Raw genomic sequence first — 24,280 nt, 5'->3', positions numbered from 1 at the left:
ATCTCCTTTCGAGAAACTAGAGAACCTCACGTAGCCGACAGGTTGACGATGACCGATATTTCTGAACTGTATGCGTTGAAATCATGATATGGAGGTTTTGGTACAGTGAAAGCGCCCGTGAGCGATCCGTCGGTCATCCGCCGCCTGGGATTTGATCTCCAATCCCTCGAAATCTTCGTGACGGTCTGTCGAACCGGCAGCATGACCACCGCCGCCACACAAACTGGAATGACGCAATCGGCAGTCTCGCGTCAAATTCTCAACCTTGAGCAGCGCCTTGGTGTGACGCTTTTCGAGCGTGGCTCGCGGCCGTTGAAACCTACCCTTGCTGGTCAGAAGCTCGTCAGCGCTGCCGACCACCTTCTTGCTGAGGCTGCGGGCGTACCGGCTCTTCTTCAGAGCGTTGATGCCGGGATTATTCCCCAATTGCGCCTTGGCTTGATAGACTCCCTTTCCGACCCGCTGGTCCCTATTCTTATCAAGTCGCTTCGCGACCGAGTGGCCTCTATTTCGGTGGCGACGGGTTTTATGGAGCCACTTCGGCAGCGCCTGTTGAAGCGCGAGCTCGACGCCGTCATTTCCGCAGATCCCTTCGACGATGTTGATGGCTTCGAAAGATTCGAGCTCTTCACGGAGCAATTCGTGGTCGTTGCTACACGCGGCGAAGCGCCGTTTGGGGACGAGATCGAGTTCCGCAATTTTGCTCAGCGTTTCCCGATCATCCGCTCGGGCAGTACGACAGGGATAGCTCAGCGGGTCGATCAGCATTTTCGGCGTATGCGACTGGAGGTGCCGCACGCATTCTCCTGCGAGACGATCGAGTCTATAATCAGCCTTGTCGCGTCGGGCATTGGATGGTCGATCCTCACGCCGGTCTGCGTACGCAAATGCGTCGCTCTCGCCCCAGCGATCCAGGTTCTCCAATTGCCTGGTGCGGGATTTTCCCGACACATTTATCTTGTCGTCCGACGGGGAGAGTTTGGAAGTTTCGCCAAACAACTTTCCACGCTTTGCAAGAGGACAATCCAGAAGCATTACATGCCACAACTCGTAGCGATCGCGCCTTGGATGGCGTCAGCGATCACCGTCTCACAAAATTAGCTTGGCGACCTACTCCGTTCGAAACTCAGAAGGCCGCGGCGCCATTCACGGCACCACGGCTATTGCAAGCTCACCCGTGACGGGCCGAGAAATTAGCGAGGGATATCAACCGGTGCGGCACCTCTGGCACCGATGGTTGTCAACGTATTAACCGCCTGATTTCCGATTGCGACCGCAGCCATACCGTTGCCGGAGATCGAGACCATCGAGCCGCTGACGCCCTCGGACATGGATGCACCGAAGCGACCGGTGGCCGTTGCAGAGACCAGGCCGCGGTTTTCCTGCGTGTTGCTGACCATTGCCACGGCCACACCCTCTGCGACAAAGGCATTGAGGGCGGCATTGCCATAGGCAGATGCTGCGCCGGAGTTTTGGGTGTTGCCGCTCTGGCTATCCGTCGTGCAGTCGCAATTTAGCGCCATGCCAGTGTTGAGGCGGCTATGCGCCGCGACTGCGCCCGAGTTCAATTGCCGGTTTGATAGGACCGCGCCAACCACTGCCTGCGCGGGAATGGCCGCAGACAGCTGCGGCGTGTCATCCCCCGCCCTCTGTCTGACGCCAAATCCGGCAGTGACGCCCATGCGATTTTCAGCGAAATTGCCGTGCGCCAACGACGAAGCGGTGTTGTGATCGACTTCGAGCCTGGACTGAAACGCACCGCGACCGTCGACGTTTAGTGCTGTGTCTGAGCAGACTCGATGATTCCCAAAATCAGCACCCAACACGTTCGCGCGGGTTGACTTCATATTAGTTGATAATGGATGTCAACTTTTATCACATTGATGTCACACATGCCAAGCGGCTGAAAACGGGTCTGCTATCCGTTCAACCCTGTTTTTGCCAATTCAATTTCCGACTTGATTGAACTCGTAAAATACCGGCCGAGCCATGCGCGCGGCATGTTGCGCATGACGAAATTACGCATATGAAAAGCGAATGCACTGCGAGGAATGAAAACCGATGCCATTTTTCGGCTGCGCGCCTGAAGCCGTCCAATGATCGGGCGCAATCGCGCCTCATGCAGCGCCAAGGCCTCCGCCACATTCTTGTGCGATTGTAGGGCCTGCCCCAAGATTTCAGCGGATGCAAGCGCCATGCCCGCCCCCTGCCCCGAGACCAGCGTCAGGCAATGGGCCGCATCGCCCAGAAGCATCACCCGTCCCTTCGACCAGCGCGGCAGGTCGATCATGGTCAGGCTGTCAATCAGCAAAGAGGCGCCGCTATCACGTGCATTCTGCAAAAGATTGCGCACTTCAGGGTGGCTCTTGCGGCTCACTTCAGCCAGCAACCCGAAGCGATCTTCCGACTGCTCCAGTCCTGTCCTTTGATCCCGCCAGACATGCATGGCGGCAAGCCTGCCATCATGCAGCGCATAATATTCCGCCAGATGGCCCGGCTCGGCGTAAGAGAGGAAATCACTGTCAAAACTGCGCGGAGCGTCGACATCATAGACCGCAAAATAATAGCCGAGCGGCGCAAGACAGGCATTATCCGGCCCAAAGATTTTCTGGCGCATCGAAGAGCGGAAACCATCCGCGCCGATCAGAAGATCGGCTTTGATTTTGTCACCGCTTGCCAGCCCCGCGATCACGCCTTCATCACTGTTTTCAATCTCCACAACGCTTTCTCCGAAACGGATTGTTGCGGTATCGGGCAGCACCTCGCTCAGCGCGCGAACGAGATCATTGCGACGAATGGCGAGAAAAGGCAGATCGCGAATGAAATCGCGATAACGCAGCCGCAGCAATTCCTTGCCTCTGCTGTCCTTGTAGACATTCTCGTCAATCGTATACGCAGACGCCTGCAATCTATCGTGCAGGCCCATGCGCCCCGCCGTCTCGAACCCTAATCCCGAAAGGCCCAGCATATAGCCATTCTCGCGCAGGCTGGGCGCACGTTCCACAATAAGTGAGCGCCAGCCAGCCTTATCAAGCCACCATGCGGCTGAAAGCCCGGCCACGCCCGCACCAATAATAAGAGCGAGCGGTCTGGTCATGATGAAACTCCCGTCATAAATCGACGTTCCAGAAATCTGAGGATGAATGGCGTTAGCAACGCCAGCAGAAAGGCCATGCCAAAGCTGGCGGAATATCCCGCGCGCGCGGCAAGCATTGCTCCCGCATAGCCGAAAAGAGCGGCAGCCACAGCACTGGCGCTTTGAAACAAAGTGAAATCGACACCCGGCTGCTTTTCGGAAACGATATCCATCAACCGCGAATAAATCGCGACGAATCCGGCGGCCATAGTTGCCGCTTCGAGCATGAAAGCGCCGACGAGAACCGGCAGTTGCCGCATATGCACCATGACGATTGCCGCAACAAGGCAAAGCGTTGCGATATGCAGCATCGCGACAACAAGCACAGCAGCTTTTGCGCCTTTGCGATGGACGATCAATCCGCCCATGGCCGCGCCCGCAACACCGGCGACAACCCCGCCAATACCGTTCAGCACGCCCAAAAGCGAAAGCGGTACCCCCGCATCGATCAAAAACGGTCCCGACAGCGATTGCGCCAGCCGTCCGCCCATCTCGAAAACAATGGCCATGCAAAGACCGATACGAATATCAAACCGGCGGAGTGCGTTTCTCAGCCCCGGTCGCTCCATTTCCGGCACGGTTTTACACCGGGCTTCCGGGGTAAGCGCCATCGGCAAACTCATGACCAGCAGGATAAGAGCAAGCAACACACAAGCGACAAACCAGCCCCACAGGGCGCTGGCGGTGACGAAAAGACCACTACCGAAAATCAGGCCGAGATAACCACCGCCAACCTGCGCAACGTTTCCGGCACCCCGCTTCCCCGCCGCTATCTGTTCGATGATATAAGCGTCACAGGCAATATCAACGGTCGCCGATGCAACGGCCATCAAAACCAAAAGCACCAGGACGGTTGTAAAACTGGTGATTCCAGAAAGTCCAAGACCGATAAGCAAGAGCGCTACCACGATTTCTCCGGTCATGATGATCAAGCGCGAACGTCGCCTGCCATCGGGCTGAATACGCAGCCTCTCCGTCCATGGTGACCATAGAAATTTCACACCCCAGACCAGCATGGCGAGCGAAACAAGGCCGATCCTGTCGAGCGCTACGTTCTCCGCCCGCAAAATGGCGGGAATGCCCATGAAGGTCAGCCCTCCGATAAGGCTTTGCGCGGTATAGATGCCGCCCGCCGCGATCAGCACGCGCGGCAGCGATGCGGTTGTAGCATTCGCCATGACTTCAGAAATCCTTGCGAAGCGTCAGGCCGAAAGTGCGCCCCTTACCGAGGGTGCCCAATTCATAGGGACCATTCACATAACCGGAAGTCTTGTAGCTCTTGTCGGCGATATTCTGCACATAGAGCTGCGCCTTGAAGCCAGACGCATTTGCGAAATCGAGACTTGCATCCACGGTAGCAAAACCGTCCTGACCCGTGCTGTTCGCCTCATCAAAATAGACTTTCGAGGCATAATTGACCGCACCATTGGCCGTCAGCGTTCCGTCCAGAATATCCTCGCTCAACACATAGGCCACGTTAACATGAGCGGTAATGTCTGGGGCATAGGGAACGCGGTTGCCGTCGTAGCTGATGCTTGTATAGGGATCGGTGAAATCGGTAAATTCCGAACGCCCGAATGCGGCGTTTCCGGTCAATGTCAGGCGCTGGGTTGCCCGCCATGTGCCTTCGATTTCGATGCCGGTGCTGGAAGCCTCACCCGCGTTGCGGATGAATTGCTGACCAATCATACCGACATAGATCTGCTTGTCTGTCGAGCGGATATGATAGAGCGAGGCTGAAACATCAACCGCGCCACCCAGCAGCGTCGATTTCACGCCTGCCTCAAAGTTCCAAGCGGATTCGGCTTCATAAGGGGCCGCATCAATGTCCGACGAAATGCTGTGGTTGAAGCCGCCCGGCTTGTAGCCACGCGACACCACACCGAAGAGACGAACGTCCGGCGCCACTTCGTAACCGATGGCCACCTTTGGCTGAAGGCTGGTGAAATGCGCCTTGTTGTCGAAATCGAAACCGTAGCCAGTCCCATATGTATCAGTGCGCTCGGCGTCGATGCGCGAACGGTCATAGGTTGCGCGCAGGCCGCCAGTGAGGTCAAGCCTGTCGGTCGCGTGCCACGTCAGTTCTCCGAATGCGGCAGCACTGTCACTGACGACATTGTTCTTCGCTTCGCCATAATAACCGACAATGCCGCTTTTGGTGCCAGTGAAATCGTCATGACTGTACCATAGTCCCGCGACACCGCTGAAAATGACGCTATCGTAGGACAGACGCACTTCTTGCGTGAACTGCTTGTCGTTCTGCGGCCAGAAATAGCGCGAACCGGCGCCGGACGAGAAATTGCGCATCACGTCGCTCTCCTGATAGGCGGAGATGCTGGAAAGCGTGAAATCGCCGAAACGATAATTCAACTGTCCCGAAAGATTGGTGACCTTTCGCTTCAGGGTCGGCAACTCACCATAGAGGCTGCTGTCGTAAATGCGGTCGTCAACATCCTGCTGGAAAGCATAGACCTCTTCATGCGAACGCAACCATTCACGCGAAAAGCTAAGTGACGCATCGAAATCACCACCCGTCGGCGCATAGCGCAGCGTGGCGCGGCCGAAACCATTATCAGATGTGTTGATATTGTCGTCGCCCGTCGCCCGGTCATCCATGTCGCCGGAGAAATGCTCGAATGTACCGGCATAATCGAGAAACAGAGTATCTTTGGAGAGAACCAGTGTACCGCCGATCTCGACAGAAGGTTCCTGCGCAGAAATATTCGTCTGCACATAGAAACGGTTGCGATTGTTCTTCTTCGTGATGATGTTGATAACGCCGCCATAGGCGTTGGCACCATAAAGCGTGCCCTGCGGCCCGCGCAAAAGCTCGACACGCTCCACATCCACCACAGGTTGCGAGAAGGTCGACGGCAATTGCGGTGCACCATCAACATAGACTTGCACAGTTGGATTGAAATAATCCGGCGACGACTGGCCGCGAACGGTGAAATTGGAATAGATGCGGTTGCCGCGATTGGCGATGCTCAATCCCGGAAACACTTTCTGCAAATCCTCGACTGTTCGTATGCCGCGCTGCTCTAGCTGTTCGCCGGTGACGGCCGATACCGACCCGTCGATCTTGTCAAGCGCCTGCTCACGCTTTGAAGCCGTGACAGTGATCGTATCGAGGACAATTCCCTTGTTTTCCTCGGCCTGAACGTAGCTCGCTCCCAGAGCCCATAGGCATACAGAACTTGCCAAAAGTATCTTTCGCATATCAAGCATGTCGACCCACACCGCACAATCGCATTAAAACTTGATAGCCATATTCCACTTATTCGACAGATGGGCTAACGTTTTCCGAACCACGATTGACGGAAACGGGACTAATTCTGCGAGCGCAACAAACACATGACCTTGCCTGACACTTCAAATCCGCTTTCCACGCCAAAAAGCCAGACCATGCAGCCGGAAAGCTGGCGTGACGTCGTTGATGGCGAAATCGATCAGCTCGGCTGGCGCGCATACACGACAGTCGAGCAGCCCGACACGGATGTCACCGTCTTCATGATCGATGTGATGCCCACTCAGGACATGGTTTTTCACCCGGAAGGTCCGGCAACCTTCTCGCTCTCGGTCTTTCTCGATGGTGCGGGAACATTGTCGGTCGATGGCGCAACTCCTTTCGAGATCGCATCCGGTACTGCCGTGCTCTTTGCCTGCAAGCGCACCACCCGTGGTGAAAACCGCATCCAGGCAGGACGCCGCCTGCGTGTGGTCGACATTCGTTTCGAGCCGCCACTACTCGAAAAGCTGGGTGGCGTCTCACTGGCACAATTGGGTGGAGCAGTCCTGACCGAGCACAGCCTGCCGGAACAGGACATTTTTCTCGTCGGCTTCAAGGCTCCGCCTGAATTGATCGCAGCCGCGACCAGCCTTATACAATGCCGTTTCGAGGAAGGCCTTGCACGTCTTCTGCATCTTTACAGCAAATCTATCGAAGCGCTCAGCATCAGCATCGATGCAATGGCGCGTAATCGATCCGAAACACCGCTCAAACCATTAAGCGACGAGGAAATGCAGCGCTTAAACAATGCGCTGGAGCTGATTAAAAACCACTACAGCGACGACTGGACCATCCCCCGGCTGGCACGAGAGATCGGTCTGAACGAAAGGCGGCTGAAGGAAGGATTCCGCCTTACGATCGGGAGATCGGTCCATGCGCATTTGCGTGCTATCCGGCTTGAGGCGGCGGCAACGCTGCTTGCAGCAGGTTCAAGCGTCACCGAAGCCGCCTATACGGTCGGCTTTGACAATCTGAGCCATTTCAGCAAGATCTTTCGCGAGGAAAAGGGCGTGCTGCCAAGCAAATATATGCGCTGAAATTTTGCTTTCGAAAGGACCCATCCAGAAGCATCGTTATTTCAGCCGCACCTTTCAAACGGCGTTCACCGGCATGCACAATACCGCTTTATAGCTTGCATATTTACGTCAAATGTTCGCTTGCCCACCCTGCATGAACAACTGCCAAGCCTGATCGAAATATCTTTCTTCCTCGGCTGTATCAGAGAAACGGCCCTCGCCAAGCATAGTGGAGATTAGCGGCTTGATCGACGTCGCGTAGAGAAGTTGCTCGGCGATAAATAACGGATCTCCTTTTGCAATAAGGTGATCGACCTGCGCTTCAACGATCAATGATGCGAACCTCGCCATAATCGGATCCTGTGCCACAGGTGTCGGCTGCACGCCTCCCAACCCCACGGCCTCGCCCAAGGCAACGCGATTGAGCGCGACCATCTGCGGTCGCAGATTAATTGCGAGCAGTGCGCGAGCATAAAGCCGGAGGCGTTCAAGCGACGTCCCTTCCCTTGCCATCAAGGCGTCAAGCTCGTCGAGAACCTGCGATTGCAAACCCTGCATCAATGCAGCGAAAAGAGCCGCTTTGGAAGGATAGCGGCGATAGATTGTATCCTTGCCCGCGTTACAAGCCAAAGCGACCTGCTCCATGGACGTTGCTGCAAATCCTTGAGAGGCAAATAATCCAGTTGCAGTGTCAAGGATACGGCGATTGAGCTCCTCAAGGGCCTGCCTTGAAGGTCGTCCACCTTTTGATCTGCCACGACCAGACTGCTGCCTCCCGGTAGAACCTGTTTCCGGCAAAGCCTCTTTGTCTGGCTTCTTAATTGAATGCGGGGCCATCGTCCTGCCTTTGACGGTTGGGGATCTGCCAATGGTCGATCTTCTTCGAGACTTTATATCGATGCAAAAACCAAACGCAACCGTACCGTTGCTAGCTTGCAACAAAAATAAATATGAGTACAAATGTCATAAATTATAACTGGACGTATTCGTCCCGTTTAGTTACAGCGATTAGAAACTGGTTATAAAGACAGGAAGTGTCGCAATGGCTATAAGGATACGAAGTCTCATTCTTCTTGGCACCAGCAGCCTTTTGACCCTTGCGAGTTCAGCGATTGCACAGGAAGCGGCAACGCAGCTTGAAACAATCGTGGTGGAAGGAGAGACCAGAGCCGACACACGAGATACTATTCTGCTTCAAAAGAGCCTATCCTCGACCAAAACCGATACAGCATTGCTGCAAACACCCCAGTCCGTATCGACAATCACGCGGCGACAGCTGGATGATCAAAATCCGCAAACGGTCAGTGAAGCCCTGCGTTATACTGCCGGTGTGCTTTCTGACGGGGATTCCAACACGCGCTATGATTCCATCTTTCTTCGCGGATTTGGCAGCTTCGGAACCACCACCAATTACGTGAGCTATCTCGACGGCCTGAAACTCCCGCGCGGACAGGCATTCGCTCAAACATCCATTGATCCATTTTTGCTTGATCGTATCGATGTGTTGAAGGGACCTTCAGGCCTTCTTTATGGACAAATCAGCCCCGGTGGACTGGTCAACCAGATCAGCAGGCTTCCCTCTGCACAGCCTTATAATGAGGTTCGTATTCAGGGCGGAACTGATAGCGGGGTCCAGACTGGGCTGACTTCGCGAGGAGCACTTAGCGAAGATGGCAGCCTGCAATATGGGATCAGTATGATCGGTCGGCGCGCCGAAACCCGCTACGACGATGTGGATGAAAAGCGGTTTGGCATCGCCCCTTCCCTTAGATGGCAACCCGATGCTGATACGAGCCTGACCATCTCGGGATATTATCAGAAAGACCCGGAAGGCGGATACTTCAACTCACTTTATCCGCGTTTTCTCGCTCCCCTTGACTATCGCCACTATCTGGATCGCAAGCTGAATATTGGCGATCCAAATTTTGATTCTTTCACGAGGGAGCAATATGGCATTGGCTATAGTTTTGAACATCGCTTCAACGATACAGTGGCAGTACGGTCGAACCTGAGATATTCCCACGTCGACACTGATTTTCAGTCTCTCCAGATGATGGGCGCTATTGACACAAACGGATTGATACCGCGTCAGGCACTGCGCTCGATTGAAGACGTCCACGGGATTTCATTCGATAATCAGATGCAGTTCGACTTCGATACAGGTGCACTGCAGCATAAAGTTCTTGCTGGTATAGACTATCAGAATTCAAAGAGTGACTGGGAATACCGTTTTGGATTAGCACCGTCGCTGGATGTTACAAAACCCGTTTACGGTCAGCCAATCGGACCGCTGGCCACCATTATCGACAGCGGCCAAAAGCTCAAGCAGACAGGCATATATGTTCAGGATCAACTGAACTTCGGTGGCTTCCACGCAGTATTGGGCATTCGTCACGACTGGACCGAACAGAACACCGATAACCGTCTGGCAGGAACCTATTCGGATCAGTCAAGTGAAGCGACGAGCTATAGAGGGGGTCTGCTTTATCTCTTCGAGAACGGCCTTGCGCCTTATGTAAGCTATTCAACATCGTTCGAGCCGGTCATTGGCGTTGATGCCAGCGGCGCACCATTCATCCCCAGCAAGGCGCAGCAATATGAAGCCGGCCTCAAATACCAGCCCACAGGTCTTGATGCCTTGTTTACCTTTTCGGCATTCGACATCCGACAGAGAAATGCGCTTGTTCCCGATACGATCGGCTTCAGCGTTCAGGAAGGTGAAATTCGCTCCCGTGGGTTGGAATTCGAAGCCAGAGGCAACCTTACAGCCAATCTCGAACTAATCGCAGCTCTCACCATGCTCGACACGAAAGTGACAGAGACGGCGGTTGCTGCCAATACCGACAAGCGTCCGCAGGCGGTGCCGGAGTATTTTGGTTCGATCTGGGCCAATTATACCTTCCTTGGCGGAGCGCTCGAAGGGCTATCGGTTGGCGGCGGCGTCCGCTTCGTCGGATCAAGTTATGCCGACAATGCCAATACGGTGAAAGCGGACGGCTATATGTTGATTGACGCCGCCTTGCGCTACGATTTCGGCGTAAAGACACCTAGCCTGAAAGGCCTGGAAGGAACACTCAATGTCACCAACCTGTTCGACAAGGGTTACTATTCCAGTTGCAGTTCTGATTTTTACTGTCAGTTCGGCAATGGTCGTCAGGTGCTGGTAGGATTGAATTATAAATGGTGAAGATCGACAGGCGAACATTTTGCGCGGGCCTCGTCCTGAGTCCCTTGACGGGCATTTCGCCTGCCAGTTCCGCCGCATCAAGCACTGTTACCGATATGACAGGTCGTAAGGTCCAGATACCTGCACAGCCGAAACGCATCGTTCTTCTGGAAGCACGTGACATTGTCACCATGGCATTGCTGCACCCAAATCCAGCCGCGCTGATCGTCGGATGGGCCGCAACAGATCGCATCGATAGCAATATCTTGCTCAAACAGTTGCAAGGAAGTCAGAAAATTGAAATCGTCGGCAAACAGACGCCGGATACGATTTCAATCGAAGGGTTGATCAGCCTGTGTCCAGATCTGGTGGTAGCGAACCTTTTCATGGCGCCACAGGGGGAGAAGGACCTTTTGGTTGAGCGTCTGAAAAATGCAGGCATAGCCGTGATCTTCAGCGAACAGATTAGCAATAGCAATGAGGGACAGCCAGCAAAGCACAGTATTATCGAGAGTTTCCGTGACCACGTGCGAATGTGGGGTAAAATTCTGGATGCAGAGACAAGGGCCGCAGATTACATCGGATTGTTCGATAAGCATCTGAACCGGATCGAGCGCCGTTTGGCAGATGCGACACCGGTCACGACTTATCTGGAAGTTCAATCAACCACGGATGATTGCTGCTGGGCTGCCGGAAAGCAGGTCTGGGGAGAGTTGCTCACGCTTGGCGGTGGACAAGCACTGCCCGGCGTGACCGCCCCTTGGTATCAGAAACTTCAACTCGAGTATCTGCTATCGACACCATTCGATGCCTATATTGCTTCGGGAGGCGGTTGGAGTTCCGGCGGACGCCCCGCTATCGGAACAGGGATCGATCACGTTAAAGGCCGCGAAGGATTGAAGCGGCTGACACAACGAACTGGCTTCGGGCAACTTGCAAGCGTTCGCAACGGTCGCGTTCACGGCATATGGACGGGGCTCATTTCGGTGCCACCGCTCAACATTATCTTCATTGAACTGGTTGCCAAATGGCTGCACCCCGGTCTCTGTGCGGACATTGATCCCGACGCAACCCTTTCCGAGATCAACCGGCGATTTTTTAAAACGCCTCTTGGCGGACCATTGTGGGTTTCGTTGCAGGACTAAATGATGAAAACCGAACTCTCTCAAAAACGCCTATTCAAAGCGGCAGCAACCATCGAGTTTCCCAAAATCCAGCATTTTCTGGAACCGATCCTAACCTCAATCTCGACGCACGATATGACTGTTACCCCACATGGTGACAATCATCTGGTCATATCTGTATTCGGCACAGCAGAAATCAAGGTCCAACCGGGCCAGCTTCTTCTTTCCATCGAAACCACCAACAAGCATGCACTCAATCGTCTGAAACATGCGCTGGTCGGTCCAATATCTTTCATCGCCGCCAGTGAAGAACTCGATATTCAATGGCTCGGCGATGAAACGGGGTTCACGCCCCTGGAAGATCTGCGCGTACTTCGAGTCAAAGCTATTTCCCAGCTTACCCCACGCATGCGTCGGATCGTTTTTCAGGGAGACGACCTTGCTCGCTTTGATCGCGTTGATCAGCTTCATTGTCGATTGATTTTCCAGCCGAAGAATACCCACTCACCGGAATGGCCGGTTCTCGATGAAGCTGGCCATATTGTGTGGCCAAAACAACAAAAGCTGGATACGCGCGTCTATACCATCCGTGCAATTAATCCGGCCTGCGGTGAAATTACGATCGACTTTGCATTGCATGAAAGCGCTGGACCAGCGACACGATGGGCATTAACCGCGTCCACGGGTGATATTGTCGGCATCGTTGGCCCAGCCGCTGGCGGACCAACACCTGCTAAATTTTATGTCCTGGCCGGAGATGAGACAGCGATGCCGGGTATCGCGCGGATTCTCGAAAGTATCGATAGAAATGCGATCGGCATTGCCTTTATAGAAGTCGACAGCCCATCAGAAATGCAGCCGCTTGTGAAACCGCCAAAAATCGAAATGCAGTGGCTTTATCGCCACGGCGCGCCCGCAGGAACGATGATGCTTCTTCCTGAAGCTATTCGATCCGTTTCCTGGCCGCACAATCTGAATGATGTATTTTTCTGGGGTGGCTGCGAGCATAAGGCATTCCGTGAAATTCATCGAATCCTTCGGCAAAATGTAAAACTGCCCAGCGAACGCCAGGTGCTATATTCGTACTGGCACAAGGCACTCAGCGAGGAACAAATCATTGCGGTTGGCGCAGAAGCTTATTTGCCGGATTCGTAATGGACCGTAGTTTGTCGTGCTTTATCGCAGGTTCAAGGAGAGGGCAGGATTTGAACCTGCGGCCTTCAGGTTATGAGTGACATTTTGACAGTTTTTCCGATTATTCGATTGGGTTTCTGTTTGCTCTCTACTGTTCGATAAGCCTCGGTTTTCTATTGATTTTCTTTTGCCGTCATCCCATCCTTTTTCACGACTGGCCACGCCACGACTTTCTTCCTGACGCTTCCACTATGCTTCCACGAAAGCAAAACCTGAAGGCCGGAGAAAGACGCTGGATAATTGGTACCGGGTTGGATATAAGGATGGATGCCATGGCGGTAAAACTTACCAAGCGCAGTATTGAACAGCTTGGCGTTAAGGAGAAGGATTATATCATCTTCGACAGCGAACTTCCCTGCTTCGGTGTTCGTGTCATGCCGAGCGGCAGACGCTTCTTCCTGGTGCAGTATAGAAGGAATGGCAGATCGCGCCGTGTCATGCTTGGCATGTTAGGACCGATTACCGCTGAGATAGCCCGCAAGGAAGCAACGAGGCTGCTCGGCAATGTCCGGGGTGCCGATGGCGATCCTGCCGCTGATCGTGACAGGGAACGTCAGTCTATTACCGTCGTGGAACTTGGCGCGCGCTTTATGAAGGAGCATGTCGCCGTTCGCTGCAAACCCACCACGCAAAGCGAATACAAGCGTTCGGTCGAACTGTTCATCAATCCGTTTTTTGGAAAGAAGCGTGCCCGAACCGTGACGCCTGCCGATGTGGCGGAGCTTCATAGTTCCCAGTCTCATATCTCCTATCAGGCAAACCGGACACTTGGTGTTCTGTCGAAAATGATGAGCCTTGCCGAAATATGGGGCATTCGGGAGCGCCATACCAATCCGTGTCAAGACATCAGACGATATCCCGAACACAAGCGCGAGCGGTTTTTGTCAGCACGGGAGCTGAAACGGTTGGGAGAAGCAATGACGGCGCTGGAAAAGGATGGTGAGTTGACCGTCCATGCGGTCGCCGCCTTCCGGCTTCTTCTTCTGACTGGCTGCCGTTCCTCGGAAATCCAGAAGCTGAAATGGGATTATGTCTATCTGGAGGAGCATGAACTTCGGCTTCCTGACAGCAAGACAGGTGCAAAGACGGTTCATCTTGGCAAGGCCGCCGTTGCCATTCCGGAAAAGCTGCCGCGAGTGAAGGATAATCCCTATGTCATCGTCGGTCACATAGACGGACACCATCTCAACGACATGCAAAAGCCGTGGCGCCGCATTCGCAAGGCAGCCGAACTGGAAGACGTGCGCATTCATGATCTGCGGCACACATTTGCATCAGGCGGACTTCTCGTCGGTGAAGGCCTGCCGATGATCGGCAAGCTTCTCGGTCACAGTCAGGTTCAGACCACGGCCCGCTATGCGCACCTTGCCGCCGATCCAATCAAGCAGTCCGCGACAAGGATTTCTGAGAAATTGGCGGAGGCGTTAGGGTGAATATTACCGACGAGAACTATCGCCCGGCTGGACGAGATGGACGCTACGTCGCCTTAATCCGAGAATGCCGAGCTTTTCTCACTCGACCTCTTGAATGGTCGTCACCTTTACGCTGAAGTTCTTGCATGCATTGTCGTGGCAGATTGAATTTACTTAGACCTGACCTTGACCGAACATCACGCCTCGATAGCTGACGAAGAGTTCTTCATATGTCTGGTCCGTCATGGTCTTGGCGATGTTCGTCGTAACAACGCCGTCGTAATCTTTGATGAATGATTTCGCGAATTTGATAGCCTATTACTTGCCGTGAATTGTTACTGAAAGGGGATAGCCGTCTCGCATCCCCTATGCGTAGGATAGCATCTAACCATAGGGCCCTAACGTTTAAAGGCCTGAGTATTGAAATATTATTCTTGAATCTTTTGAGAATAGCCCGCTAGGGTCGGGACGAGGGGAGAGTTGATTGTCAAAAGTTGTTTCCGATTTTATAAATGGTTATGCGCGCGAGTATGACTACTATCAATCGGCGGCATCCCTTTGCAGCCGGCGTTGCGAGCAGTTGCTGGCGACCCAAGGTGTGCGGGCCATCGTCAGCCATCGGGCTAAGCGCCCCAATAAGTTGCAGGCCAAGTTGCATCAGCGAAACAAAGATAAAAACTATCAAAACAATGATGAGATCCGCATCGACATCCCCGATCTCGCAGGTGTTCGCATTGCCCTCTATTTCCCAGCAGACCGTGACAAGGTAAAAGCCATACTCGATGAACATTTCGACGTCATGAAAGTGAAGAACTTTCCCGAGAAGACGAAGGTCCGCAAGGACTCCAAAAGGTTTGACGGATATCACGCAGATCACTACCGGGTATTCATGCCCGAGACAGCCCTTGAAGACGGCCAGAAATCTTACGCTGCGGCAGCGATCGAGATCCAGGTCGGCTCTGTCCTGATGCACTCTTGGGCCGAGGTCGAACATGATCTCGTCTATAAGCCCGAAAGCGGCATGCCTTCCGAAGAGGAGCATGCCATACTCGATGAGTTGAACGGCATGGTGATCGCCGGAGAAATCGCGCTTGAACGGCTCCAGAAGGCAGTCGAGCGGCGTCTAAGCGGAGCTCATGACGCGAAATTCGACAATCACTACGAACTCGCCGCCTTCCTCCACAAATGGATGAGGGGAAGCGTGCCAGACGGCAGAGAGCCCAAGGTTGGCCGCGTCGATATTCTCTACGAGCTCCTCAGGAAGGCTGACCTTAACAGTTCCGATAGATTGCGCCCCCTTCTTCCAGACGCAGCGACGGCCGCCAACGGGCCGGCACTGTCCGATCAGATTGCGGATGTTATTCTTGAGATGCGCCCCGAGTTGTATTCATATTACGGACCCTTGCAGTCCACCCTTACGGCTCCGGAAATCTATCCACAGCCATCGCTCCAAGCCACGTCAAGGCCCGACAAGATCGGCGATTTCCTCTCGGCATGGATCACGCTCGAAAGAACGTTTAGAATCCTTGGCGCGGATCTTCTTCCCACCAAGCGCGGGTACATCGATCCGCTAGTTGGCGCGCGGTCCCTGGACCTTTCCGCCCCCGCAGTGGATACGATCTCGGTTGTCCGTCGCTTGAGGAACAACCTCGTGCATGGAATAGAGATTCCGTCCCGCAAGGTCGTGCTGGAGTCAACAGATGCCCTAAATACGGTATTCCAAGAGTTGGAAAACCATCCCGACGAGCGTGTCCGAGTAGCCTTGGCCCAAGCTAGGGACCCATCGACCCGCCCATGACGGCATCCAAGGGCAATGCTCGATTTCGCAGGGCGATAAAGTGTATCTTGCTTACTTGTTCTCGCGGAAAATAACGTTGAAGTCGCATGGCAAGATTGACTCGCCTACCCATCCAAGTGCTCAAAGCGTTTGTCTCTCATCCGGGGGAAGGACACATGCCCCGAAACAATAGTTCGATGCCTCGTTCATTCCACGGGCTATAGCTACCAACTTCATCGTCTCGAGCTGCCGTGTTCCACCGACCTTGTATTTTCCGTGCGACACAAAGTGATTTTCGTGCATGGATGTTTTGGCATCGCCCTCCCGATTCGACGTGCAAGCAGGTCCGCCTGCCTAAACCAGGTTAGGGCTTTTGGGTTCTAACGTTGAAAATCAACGAGTCGCAGGATCGGAGGAATGAAGAAGCACTTAAGGCCGTTGGCTGGGACATGTTGCTAACATGGGAATGCGAGACAAAAGATGAAGCCTTACTCGAAAGTAAAATACAGGCGTTCTTGAATGATGAAATCGATTGAACTCTTCGCGGGCGCCGGCGGGCTAGGGATTGGATTGCACGATGCGGGATTCCGACCCGTGAACGTGGTCGAATGGAATCCCTATTGCTGCGATACCATCCGCGAGAACAAGAAGCGTGGGATCGCGGCCGTCGATGATTGGAATGTCACCCAGGGCGACGTCTGTAAGGTCAATTTCAAGCCATACGAGGGCAAGATCCGTCTTGTTTCCGGAGGCCCGCCGTGCCAGCCGTTTTCGATGGGCGGCAAGCATGGCGCCTATGACGACGCTCGGGACATGTTTCCGCAGGCAATTCGCGCTGTGCGCGAAACAAGCCCGCAAGCCTTCATCTTCGAGAACGTCAAGGGCCTGACACGGGCGAGCTTCCGCAACTATTTCGAGTACATCAAGCTTCAGCTGGAGCATCCTGACATCAAGGCCCGGCACGACGAAGAATGGGAGGAACATCTCGCACGCCTGGAACAACATCACACAAGCGGTAGCAGAAGCGGCTTGAACTACAGGGTGGTCGCCCAGGTCCTGAACGCCGCGAATTATGGCGTGCCACAGAAGCGGGAGCGCGTGTTCTTCGTCGGATTCCGGGAGGATCTATGCGTGAGCTGGCATTTTCCCCTGCAAACTCATTCCCGCGAGGCCCTGCTTTGGGATCAAGTCTATGGCGATTATTGGGATCGACATTGCGTTGCCCGGAAGGACCGCCCCGTCATCAGAGCAAACGTGCCAGCGGAAAATGATACCGCCATCAAGCCTTGGCGCACTACTCGCGACGCGCTTTTGGGTTTGCCTGATCCGGAATCCGATCCGATCGCGAGCGAGAAGCTTCTGAACCATCGTTTCCAACCTGGTGCACGTTCATACCCCGGCCATACAGGGAGCGCTCTCGACGAACCGGCAAAAACATTGAAAGCGGGGGTGCACGGCGTTCCTGGTGGTGAAAACATGCTTCTTCACCTGGACGGATCGGTCCGCTACTTCACCGTACGAGAGAGCGCGCGCCTGCAAACTTTTCCAGATGACTTCCTTTTCCATGGCTCTTGGACGGAGACGATGCGGCAGCTTGGGAACGCCGTACCTGTCGAACTAGCCCGCATCGTCGGCGAAGGCGTCGCAAGCCATTTGCTAAGGAAATGCGCTTGAAAAGGTCCCAAGGTGACTGAAGAGCAGCACGCCAACGAAGAAACTGGGCCCAGCAAACAGCAGATGAGGTTTAAGCTCATCTCAGTCGAGCCAAATAACCCTTTCGATACCTAGCTTCGAGGCAGCCGCTTCTACCATGCGTCTGTCGTCCTCTAGTGAAAACTTTGATCCGGGGTGCGTGAGGACCGCCCCGTAGGGGATGCCGTGTTGAAATGCTCGCTCATGGAGAGCCATCAGAGTCGCTTTCCACTCGCTTGCCTTACTCCAGGCGATATGACGATGGTCATCCAGCAACCGTCCGTGCGGCTTGATGTAACTGGCAACAGACCGTGCTTCCGCTCCAATACCCAAGACACGAAAAGCCAAGTCATGATTAGCTGACGCCTCCCGGGTGTATGGCTTCAGAAGCGTATCCTTGATGTAAACACGGACCTTGCGAGGGTCCATGTATTGGCTCAGTCGCCCCCCTACATCCTCCATCTCGGTCCAAATACCGTAATAACGAGACTTGTCGTAGGCCGCTAGAGAGGGCCAATTCAGCCGGTCTGCCTCGGACCAAAGCATTTCCTTGATCTCGCGTTTCACTGCATCCGGAACGCTCATGCGACGCCTCCGGGTTGCGGCGTGATGGGAAAATCGAACTTCGGCAGTTCAAGCTGGGCGTCACCTTCGCGCAGCACGAGATCCGCTTGGTCCTTCAGCCATTCGAACATGAAGCTGCCAGCGGATGCATCCCTAAAGTTGATTAAGTGGTGGCCAAGGGGCAAACGTTCCAACGGTCCAGAAGTCGCCTTCTCAAGTTCGACCACTTCCGCTATCCGACGGAGGTCGGTCACGAAGTCCAATACTATGACCTTGTCCTTTCCGGGGCTCATTCGGAGACCGCGCCCTAGTTGCTGAACGAAAATCCGCCGACTATGCGTCGCGCGCATGAACACGATCAAATCAACGTCCGGCACGTCCACTCCTTCATTGAAAAGGTCCACGCTGGTCAGTAAATCGATGTCGCCGCGCCTAAACATCGCCATAAGCCTATCACGCTCCCGCGAGTCTTGCCGGGAGGAAATGGCCTCAGCCCTAAGACTGAAACTTCGCAGCGCGCCCGCGAAGCTCTCCGCGTGATCGACAGTGGGTGAGAATACGATGCCTCCGCATCGGTTTTCATTTTTGAAGACCACGGCGATCTGTCGCGCCGCTTCCTCATCCCGAGTTGGCATTATCAGCTTCTTATTAAGTTGGCTGAGCGAGTAATTATGGACAGACCTTTCTTGCACAAATTTCCAATCGATGTTGTCAGCCAGGAGACGGTAGTCGACCTCGCTGAGATATCTGTTCTTTAGGCCATCGGAAATGCCGAGCCTGACGAGCGGCTTGCCGAGGATTTCATCGATATCGAAGCCGTCGCCGCGCCATGGTGTCGCCGTGACTCCACCCACCATCGGCGGCTCAAGCGCTTCTATCGTTCGCCTGAATGTCGTCGAACCAATATGATGAGCTTCGTCGACGAGGACCAAGCCGAAGCTGGGGAGTTCGTCGACTCGGCCAATGACACTCTGCACCGTAGCGAATGTTATGCCGTCATAAAAGGACGGCATCTCATCTCCAGAAAGCAAGTGCGTCGGGATCCACTTAGGTAATTGATACCAGAACCCGAACAGTAGCTGGCGGACTAGCTCACGCTTGTCCGCCAACACTAGGACGCGGTTGTCACGAATTAGCCCGTCCCGGTAAAGGTCGCTGACAACCTCAGCCATCACCACTGTTTTGCCCATTCCCGTGGCCAGCACCGCCTGAGCACGACCGGTATCGGTGAGCCCTTCTCGGAAGCAGGCGGCCGCATCCTGTTGGTAAGGCCTGAGTTCTCGCCGCGACTTCGCGTATTCAGGGACTCGTGCCGCCATCAGTGCTAGGTTCGCCGGGTCGAGGAGCTCGACGTTGATCCCAATGCGGCGGAAACGATCTATTTCAGCCTGCAATCCTCCACCGATCGCTCTTGAGGTCGCGACGACCATCCGGTTCGCGCGATAAAAAGTGCCCGCGTCAACGACCTCCTGTACCGCATACTTGGTCGCGGGTGACGTGGTCGTGTGCTTGCACTGAAAGACCCAAATTTCCCCGTTTTTGACCCCGACAATATCGGCGCCCTTGTCACCGCTGCCACCGACCACGCGCACATCATCGAAGCCCGCGTGGATGAGCATTCGCGCGACATCCCTCTCAAATGCCTGCCAAGGACCCCGAAGAAGGCGGCGATCATCGAGAAAGGGCATCATGAGGTGGGCTCGACATCGGGTCTAAGGAGTTGCAGGGACATGACCGCACGAATGATCTCATCCTTGGACGCAGATCCCAAGTCGCTCAGGTCCTGTTTCGAAAGCCATATGGCATCGCTCACCAGGCTCACGTACTTCGACAGCACACTCCTTCTTGCGTCTTCCGTGATTTCCGTGTCCCCATAGTCAAGGTCGCCGTACGGCTCGTCCCAAATCTTGCCGTCGAAGCAAAGCTCAGGGCACCGGATCACCAGTGTCTTGATGATGTCGAAGGGGGCTGACTGCAGGAAGCTGCCGTCGATGGTGGCCTCGGCAGGCTTAATCTTTTTTCCGGCGAGAGCTCGCATCACGGTGGTCTGCTCTTGCACCGACAAGTCGTTGAAGAGAGACGCGCGTTCTTCTTCCGGGCAAGCATTAACCAACGCTCTCGCGACATCCACCAAGATGGCCGAAGCATCAGCTGGAAGGGCCTTGAAGTCGAGAGCGTTCTCATCCCCGTAAGCGGATCGGAATTCGCTCAATATCGATGCTATATCCGGGGCGTGCTTGGAACTGCGTGTTTGATCGGCCGTCATGAAGGCAAGATGTGCCAACATCCCATCTCGAGGCGTCATCGTGATTGATTGAAAAATCGGATGCTGCGGGTTGTAAAGGTAATGGTACGTCTTGGTGGGGACGTCCCCAAGCACGATCGCCCATGGAACGCCAGCCGGCAAGTACGCGTCATTCGAAGCGACTTCATAGGCTACTACGTTCCACATCAGTCCCGAGGACTGATGATGATACTTCCTCGTCAAGCTCGCGACTTCACGACGTACTGGCACGGCGGGCCCGGGAGCAGGAGCGACCGGACCCGGCGTTGGTGGTGCGGGTGGTGCGCCTGGTGCCGGGTTGTCGATAATCCCGGGGGGGAGCCCTCCATTTCCGCCTGACGACACCGTGGGTTGTCCGACTGGCTGGCCCGTGGCTCCAGGTTGACCGGCTTGGCCGTATAGCAATTCGCGATCGGCGGCTTCAACCAATTCCCACCATTTGGTGTCATCTTGATACTCTGGATGACCGTCATGGAAATAACTCGCCATTTCCATGGCCAGATTGTTGTCCTTGGCTATAAGAATACGCGCGTATGCGCCAGCCGTCTTCGAATGGGGACTTGTGCGGCGAAACGCCTTGAACAATGCGAACAACGGAGATTCGTTCGGAGGAAAGGCCAGTTCCTTGGCTTTCTCCGGTCGCAAGGGGCCCTCGCCTCTCAGGAGTTGCACCATCTCACTCCAGGTAGGATCCGCGCGGTCGAACCGGTCCTTTGAATAGCTGACTCGGCAGTGGTCTATATGAATCTCGCCTACTATACGACCGCGGTTTCGTGGATCGTCGATCGGATATTCGCGCTCCTCGCTCTCCCCACCGTCGTTCCAAGAGAACAAGTCCTTGTTTGAAATCTCAATTTTTCGGCCATTCCTAATGAAGTCAATGCCGAACTCCGACTGATCCAGATAACGCTGGATACCAAGCCATCCTTTGATACGCCGCTGCCGCTTAACGACGGAGCCGTCGGCGGAGCAGAGTGGGCAGGGCTCAGATTCTATGGCCTCAGGAACCCAGGTCAGGCAATTCGTGCAGTAAAACCGCGTTGGCAGCGTATGATTGATGGGGATCATCGCGCTCGTCGTGGCTCCGCCAACGCCCGGCACGACCCGCTCCTCGTTCCAGACACAATGACGACGAGCCTCAACACGCTTGTTATTGATGTAGAGTTCGAAGTTAATGGGTACGCCATTCGTACGGAGCATGGCGGAGTACGCCTGGGCTAGACGCTTTCTTAAGGTAGTTTGGTTCGCGTTTTTAACCAGCCACTTGCGCTGCTCGGCCTTCAACTTCTTGATGGTGACCTCGGTGCCATGCTGTTCCGGATCGGCCTTGGGGCGCGTCAATTTTGGCGTACGAAAATGACGCTGACGCCGGAGTTCATCGAAATCAATTGTAAGGCCATGCCATTCAAGGTCACCCTTTTTTGTCGTCCAGACTTCCGTTACCGAGCCTAGACGAGCCGTAGCTATATTGAACCCCATGCCAAACAAGCCAAGACTATCGATCGGATTGTTCCCAGACCAACCCGCACGTACGGCTTGCTCCAAGAGCTCTACCGTCATTCCCGTTCCATTGTCCTGGATACGTACCGTAGCGCCATCCTTGTCGGCTGCGGGCAGAATCACATCTACGCGGGCATTTGCGAACGGAGCGTCCTCGCGACTTTGCTTAAGAAAGCCATCAACAGAATTGTCGATCAACTCCGCGATGCAGCGCCACTGATCGAGATTGATCTCGCCCAACATGGGCAAGACCCGCGGGCTCGGTTCAAGATTAAATTCACTTCCAGCCATTCAGTCTCGTCCTCACCGGCAACTAATTCTGGATCTCTAATTTATTAAGGGTTCACTTGTAAAAGTAGTGACAAATCCTTGCATATACTAGTAGATAATGCGACTTCGGAGGAACAATCATGGTGCCACACATAGCCGCTGCATCTGCGATATCCGAATCGGATGGTTATCTTGAACGCCTCCGACCCTTTGTCGACGATACGATTGAAAAGCTCGGAAGCGCAAGCTTTCGAGAAGACCCAATCGCCGGCCGCAAATATTCACGCGCGACCTCGATCATAAGCTCGGCCTACAAGCGGCATGGCGCCATTTTGGAGATGGCGCTTCTTGAGCGCCTTAAGGAATGCGCGCGTCTACGAGTCTGGACGGAAGATGATTTCAAGCTATCACATGAGTCACTTACCCGTGCGCGCACCAGCGAACGCATCGAACCTCTGCTTTTGACGGATCTTCCCTATGGGGACCGGGAGAGGTCTATACACATTGACATCATTGTTTATGATGAGCAGGAAGGATCGCTACGCTCGTACAATGTCAAACGAGGCAATGGCTCCTATGATGGCGGAAAGCGGCGCCTAATCCAGGAAGATCTTGTCCGAACCGACATGCTTCTCAACGACTATGGTCGGGTCTGCGGCTTGGATCCCACATCTAGCCACGCGCACATAGTCTTCTATTACGGCCTGTTCTCGATACAAGCACCGTTGGCGATCGCGGGAAAGGATCTCGACACACACTTCAACTTCTCCGTCGTGGACGCCATTGAACGCGTCAATTTATATTTCGTCCAACGACTACACGGCCTAATCGAGAACCGCGAAGAACCCTCGAAACATTAAAACAGTGACAAAACCGAAAAAGCGCGACGACGCGGACAAAAGCGACCTCAAAGCCAAGAATACACAGAGCACGACGTTCTTGAAGCGAGGTGTCCTACCGTCGGACATCCAACACAAAAGCCTATTGAAGCTCCGGCGCAGTTAATCGAAGCATTCCCGCAGTTTTTACGCTGTGGCCATATTCTCGGTGCTTCCAGTGTGCTTCCACGGTGGTGATTTTGGGGGTGAATTCCGGGCAACAAAAAAGCCCCTTAAGGGGCTGATTTTGTTGATTAATATGGACTGGTTGCGGGGGCAGGATTTGAACCTGCGGCCTTCAGGTTATGAGCCTGACGAGCTACCGGGCTGCTCCACCCCGCGTTATTAAGTGCGAACCATTGCGGCCCGGGAGCGAAGTCAGGCCCCTTTTTTCAAGGAATGGGCCTGATGAGGTGAGGTCGTTTAAAAATCGATTGATTATCGATTTTAGACCGAACGGGCTGCTCCGAGCCACTCTCACTTAGTCATATATTCGGTATTTTTCGCGGTTGCCGCGTTGAATGGTCTGTTTTGTATGGTTTTGAGAAGATGATTGATATTTGTGTGCTTAGCAGACCTGGCAGCGACCTACTCTCCCGTGTCTTAAGACAAAGTACCATTGGCGCTGGAGCGTTTCACGGCCGAGTTCGGAATGGGATCGGGTGCAGCCGCTCCGCCATAACCACCAGGTCGGCGAAGAACACAAATATGAGAAGCTGTTGTCTTTCGTGCAGATAATTCAACGCATTTATAGAGCGCTGATAAACAATAAGCATGCGACCGCATGCCGGCCGGAGGCCGCGCCCGCGCAGCCGTTTGGCGAAGCCAAACTGGCGTGAGCGCTATTCAACATCGAACTTCGTTCGATGGATATTGTAAATGGGAGTGATCAAGTCGATCGAGCTATTAGTACCGGTAAGCTACATGCGTTGCCGCACTTCCACACCCGGCCTATCAACGTGGTAGTCTTCCACGGCT

The 24,280-nt window shown here is 54.3% G+C and carries 17 protein-coding genes, 1 tRNA gene, 2 rRNA genes and 1 pseudogene; 10 read left to right on the top strand and 11 right to left on the bottom strand.

Annotated features, from left to right (window positions below; all coding sequences use genetic code 11):
* Nucleotides 1-117: 117 nt before the first annotated feature.
* Nucleotides 118-1,101, top strand: a complete 984-nt coding sequence (locus ABWV94_RS22735; RefSeq protein ID WP_353415464.1) for a LysR family transcriptional regulator — start codon at nt 118-120, stop codon at nt 1,099-1,101.
* Between the two features lie 92 nt (nt 1,102-1,193).
* Here ABWV94_RS22735 and ABWV94_RS22730 read toward each other — a convergent pair whose 3' ends face one another.
* The 4 genes from ABWV94_RS22730 to ABWV94_RS22715 all read right to left on the bottom strand — a co-directional run bounded on the left by ABWV94_RS22730 (nt 1,194) and on the right by ABWV94_RS22715 (nt 6,364).
* A complete protein-coding gene (locus ABWV94_RS22730; protein ID WP_353415463.1) occupies nt 1,194-1,847 on the bottom strand; it encodes a hypothetical protein in 654 nt (217 codons plus the stop codon).
* A 71-nt stretch (nt 1,848-1,918) separates the two neighbouring features.
* A complete protein-coding gene (locus ABWV94_RS22725; protein ID WP_353415462.1) occupies nt 1,919-3,097 on the bottom strand; it encodes an FAD-dependent monooxygenase in 1,179 nt (392 codons plus the stop codon).
* Nucleotides 3,094-4,314, bottom strand: a complete 1,221-nt coding sequence (locus ABWV94_RS22720; RefSeq protein WP_353415461.1) for an MFS transporter — start codon at nt 4,312-4,314, stop codon at nt 3,094-3,096. The genes ABWV94_RS22725 and ABWV94_RS22720 overlap by 4 nt, the downstream gene beginning before the upstream one ends.
* 4 nt (nt 4,315-4,318) lie before the next feature.
* The gene (locus ABWV94_RS22715; protein WP_353415460.1) at nt 4,319-6,364 is read right to left on the bottom strand and encodes a TonB-dependent receptor; all 2,046 of its coding nucleotides are present in this window, start codon (nt 6,362-6,364) and stop codon (nt 4,319-4,321) included.
* A 126-nt stretch (nt 6,365-6,490) separates the two neighbouring features.
* On the opposite strand from ABWV94_RS22715, the gene ABWV94_RS22710 reads away from it, so the two are divergent.
* On the top strand, nt 6,491-7,462 hold the full coding sequence (locus ABWV94_RS22710) for a helix-turn-helix transcriptional regulator (protein WP_353415459.1): 972 nt from the start codon (nt 6,491-6,493) through the stop codon (nt 7,460-7,462).
* A 108-nt stretch (nt 7,463-7,570) separates the two neighbouring features.
* Here the strand turns inward: ABWV94_RS22710 and ABWV94_RS22705 are convergent, their stop codons facing one another.
* Nucleotides 7,571-8,278 (bottom strand): TetR/AcrR family transcriptional regulator, encoded by a 708-nt coding sequence (locus tag ABWV94_RS22705; protein ID WP_353415458.1) that lies wholly within the window; start codon nt 8,276-8,278, stop codon nt 7,571-7,573.
* Between the two features lie 205 nt (nt 8,279-8,483).
* Here ABWV94_RS22705 and ABWV94_RS22700 point away from each other — a divergent pair, with 205 nt between their 5' ends.
* From ABWV94_RS22700 to ABWV94_RS22670, 7 genes and pseudogenes are all read left to right on the top strand, one after another.
* Entirely contained in the window at nt 8,484-10,628 is a 2,145-nt protein-coding gene (locus ABWV94_RS22700; RefSeq protein WP_353415457.1) for a TonB-dependent siderophore receptor, read from the top strand.
* Complete coding sequence (locus ABWV94_RS22695; RefSeq protein ID WP_353415455.1) at nt 10,622-11,752, top strand: ABC transporter substrate-binding protein; 1,131 nt, start codon at nt 10,622-10,624, stop codon at nt 11,750-11,752. The genes ABWV94_RS22700 and ABWV94_RS22695 overlap by 7 nt, the downstream gene beginning before the upstream one ends.
* Nucleotides 11,753-11,755: 3 nt before the next feature.
* Entirely contained in the window at nt 11,756-12,886 is a 1,131-nt protein-coding gene (locus tag ABWV94_RS22690) for a siderophore-interacting protein (RefSeq protein WP_353415454.1), read from the top strand.
* Between the two features lie 311 nt (nt 12,887-13,197).
* The gene (locus ABWV94_RS22685; RefSeq protein WP_353415453.1) at nt 13,198-14,358 is read left to right on the top strand and encodes a tyrosine-type recombinase/integrase; all 1,161 of its coding nucleotides are present in this window, start codon (nt 13,198-13,200) and stop codon (nt 14,356-14,358) included.
* Nucleotides 14,359-14,821: 463 nt separating this feature from the next.
* Nucleotides 14,822-16,135, top strand: a complete 1,314-nt coding sequence (locus ABWV94_RS22680) for a GTP pyrophosphokinase (protein ID WP_353415452.1) — start codon at nt 14,822-14,824, stop codon at nt 16,133-16,135.
* 120 nt (nt 16,136-16,255) lie between these two features.
* Nucleotides 16,256-16,498: pseudogene (locus tag ABWV94_RS22675) on the top strand (hypothetical protein); the annotation flags it as partial.
* A gap of 135 nt (nt 16,499-16,633) precedes the next feature.
* Nucleotides 16,634-17,788 (top strand): DNA cytosine methyltransferase, encoded by a 1,155-nt coding sequence (locus ABWV94_RS22670; protein WP_353415451.1) that lies wholly within the window; start codon nt 16,634-16,636, stop codon nt 17,786-17,788.
* Between the two features lie 81 nt (nt 17,789-17,869).
* Here the strand turns inward: ABWV94_RS22670 and ABWV94_RS22665 are convergent, their stop codons facing one another.
* From ABWV94_RS22665 to ABWV94_RS22655, 3 genes are read right to left on the bottom strand one after another with little or no spacing between them, the layout of a single operon-like run.
* The gene (locus ABWV94_RS22665; protein WP_353415450.1) at nt 17,870-18,391 is read right to left on the bottom strand and encodes a hypothetical protein; all 522 of its coding nucleotides are present in this window, start codon (nt 18,389-18,391) and stop codon (nt 17,870-17,872) included.
* The gene (locus tag ABWV94_RS22660) at nt 18,388-20,058 is read right to left on the bottom strand and encodes a DEAD/DEAH box helicase family protein (RefSeq protein ID WP_353415495.1); all 1,671 of its coding nucleotides are present in this window, start codon (nt 20,056-20,058) and stop codon (nt 18,388-18,390) included. The genes ABWV94_RS22665 and ABWV94_RS22660 overlap by 4 nt, the downstream gene beginning before the upstream one ends.
* Complete coding sequence (locus tag ABWV94_RS22655; protein WP_353415449.1) at nt 20,058-22,445, bottom strand: ATP-binding protein; 2,388 nt, start codon at nt 22,443-22,445, stop codon at nt 20,058-20,060. The genes ABWV94_RS22660 and ABWV94_RS22655 overlap by 1 nt, the downstream gene beginning before the upstream one ends.
* A 119-nt stretch (nt 22,446-22,564) precedes the next feature.
* On the opposite strand from ABWV94_RS22655, the gene ABWV94_RS22650 reads away from it, so the two are divergent.
* Nucleotides 22,565-23,284 carry a hypothetical protein gene (locus ABWV94_RS22650; RefSeq protein ID WP_353415448.1) on the top strand — a complete coding sequence of 240 codons (720 nt, stop codon included), beginning with the start codon at nt 22,565-22,567 and terminating at the stop codon, nt 23,282-23,284.
* Nucleotides 23,285-23,567: 283 nt separating this feature from the next.
* On the opposite strand, the gene ABWV94_RS22645 is transcribed toward ABWV94_RS22650, so the two are convergent.
* The 3 genes from ABWV94_RS22645 to ABWV94_RS22635 all read right to left on the bottom strand — a co-directional run.
* A tRNA-Met gene (locus ABWV94_RS22645) sits at nt 23,568-23,644 on the bottom strand.
* 233 nt (nt 23,645-23,877) lie between these two features.
* Nucleotides 23,878-23,992: ribosomal RNA gene (gene rrf / locus ABWV94_RS22640) — 5S ribosomal RNA — on the bottom strand.
* 195 nt (nt 23,993-24,187) lie between these two features.
* Nucleotides 24,188-24,280: ribosomal RNA gene (locus ABWV94_RS22635) — 23S ribosomal RNA — on the bottom strand; the annotation flags it as partial.

It is taken from the genome of Brucella sp. NBRC 12953, assembly GCF_040369775.1.
In the GTDB taxonomy this organism is placed as follows: Bacteria; Pseudomonadota; Alphaproteobacteria; order Rhizobiales; family Rhizobiaceae; genus Brucella; species Brucella pseudogrignonensis.
The sequence above is the reverse complement of the archived record's forward strand: the minus strand, read 5'-3'. Positions and strand labels throughout refer to the sequence as shown.

Excerpts from the sequence above, each read along its gene's own strand:
- ABWV94_RS22725 (WP_353415462.1), bottom strand. The coding sequence starts at position 3,097 with ATGACCAGACCGCTCGCTCTTATTATTGGTGCGGGCGTGGCCGGGCTT.
- ABWV94_RS22700 (WP_353415457.1), top strand. The coding sequence starts at position 8,484 with ATGGCTATAAGGATACGAAGTCTCATTCTTCTTGGCACCAGCAGCCTT.
- ABWV94_RS22715 (WP_353415460.1), bottom strand. The coding sequence starts at position 6,364 with ATGCTTGATATGCGAAAGATACTTTTGGCAAGTTCTGTATGCCTATGG.
- ABWV94_RS22710 (WP_353415459.1), top strand. The coding sequence starts at position 6,491 with ATGACCTTGCCTGACACTTCAAATCCGCTTTCCACGCCAAAAAGCCAG.
- ABWV94_RS22660 (WP_353415495.1), bottom strand. The coding sequence starts at position 20,058 with ATGCCCTTTCTCGATGATCGCCGCCTTCTTCGGGGTCCTTGGCAGGCA.
- ABWV94_RS22705 (WP_353415458.1), bottom strand. The coding sequence starts at position 8,278 with ATGGCCCCGCATTCAATTAAGAAGCCAGACAAAGAGGCTTTGCCGGAA.
- ABWV94_RS22650 (WP_353415448.1), top strand. The coding sequence starts at position 22,565 with ATGGTGCCACACATAGCCGCTGCATCTGCGATATCCGAATCGGATGGT.
- ABWV94_RS22685 (WP_353415453.1), top strand. The coding sequence starts at position 13,198 with ATGGCGGTAAAACTTACCAAGCGCAGTATTGAACAGCTTGGCGTTAAG.
- ABWV94_RS22690 (WP_353415454.1), top strand. The coding sequence starts at position 11,756 with ATGAAAACCGAACTCTCTCAAAAACGCCTATTCAAAGCGGCAGCAACC.
- ABWV94_RS22695 (WP_353415455.1), top strand. The coding sequence starts at position 10,622 with ATGGTGAAGATCGACAGGCGAACATTTTGCGCGGGCCTCGTCCTGAGT.
- ABWV94_RS22730 (WP_353415463.1), bottom strand. The coding sequence starts at position 1,847 with ATGAAGTCAACCCGCGCGAACGTGTTGGGTGCTGATTTTGGGAATCAT.
- ABWV94_RS22655 (WP_353415449.1), bottom strand. The coding sequence starts at position 22,445 with ATGGCTGGAAGTGAATTTAATCTTGAACCGAGCCCGCGGGTCTTGCCC.
- ABWV94_RS22670 (WP_353415451.1), top strand. The coding sequence starts at position 16,634 with ATGATGAAATCGATTGAACTCTTCGCGGGCGCCGGCGGGCTAGGGATT.
- ABWV94_RS22720 (WP_353415461.1), bottom strand. The coding sequence starts at position 4,314 with ATGGCGAATGCTACAACCGCATCGCTGCCGCGCGTGCTGATCGCGGCG.
- ABWV94_RS22665 (WP_353415450.1), bottom strand. The coding sequence starts at position 18,391 with ATGAGCGTTCCGGATGCAGTGAAACGCGAGATCAAGGAAATGCTTTGG.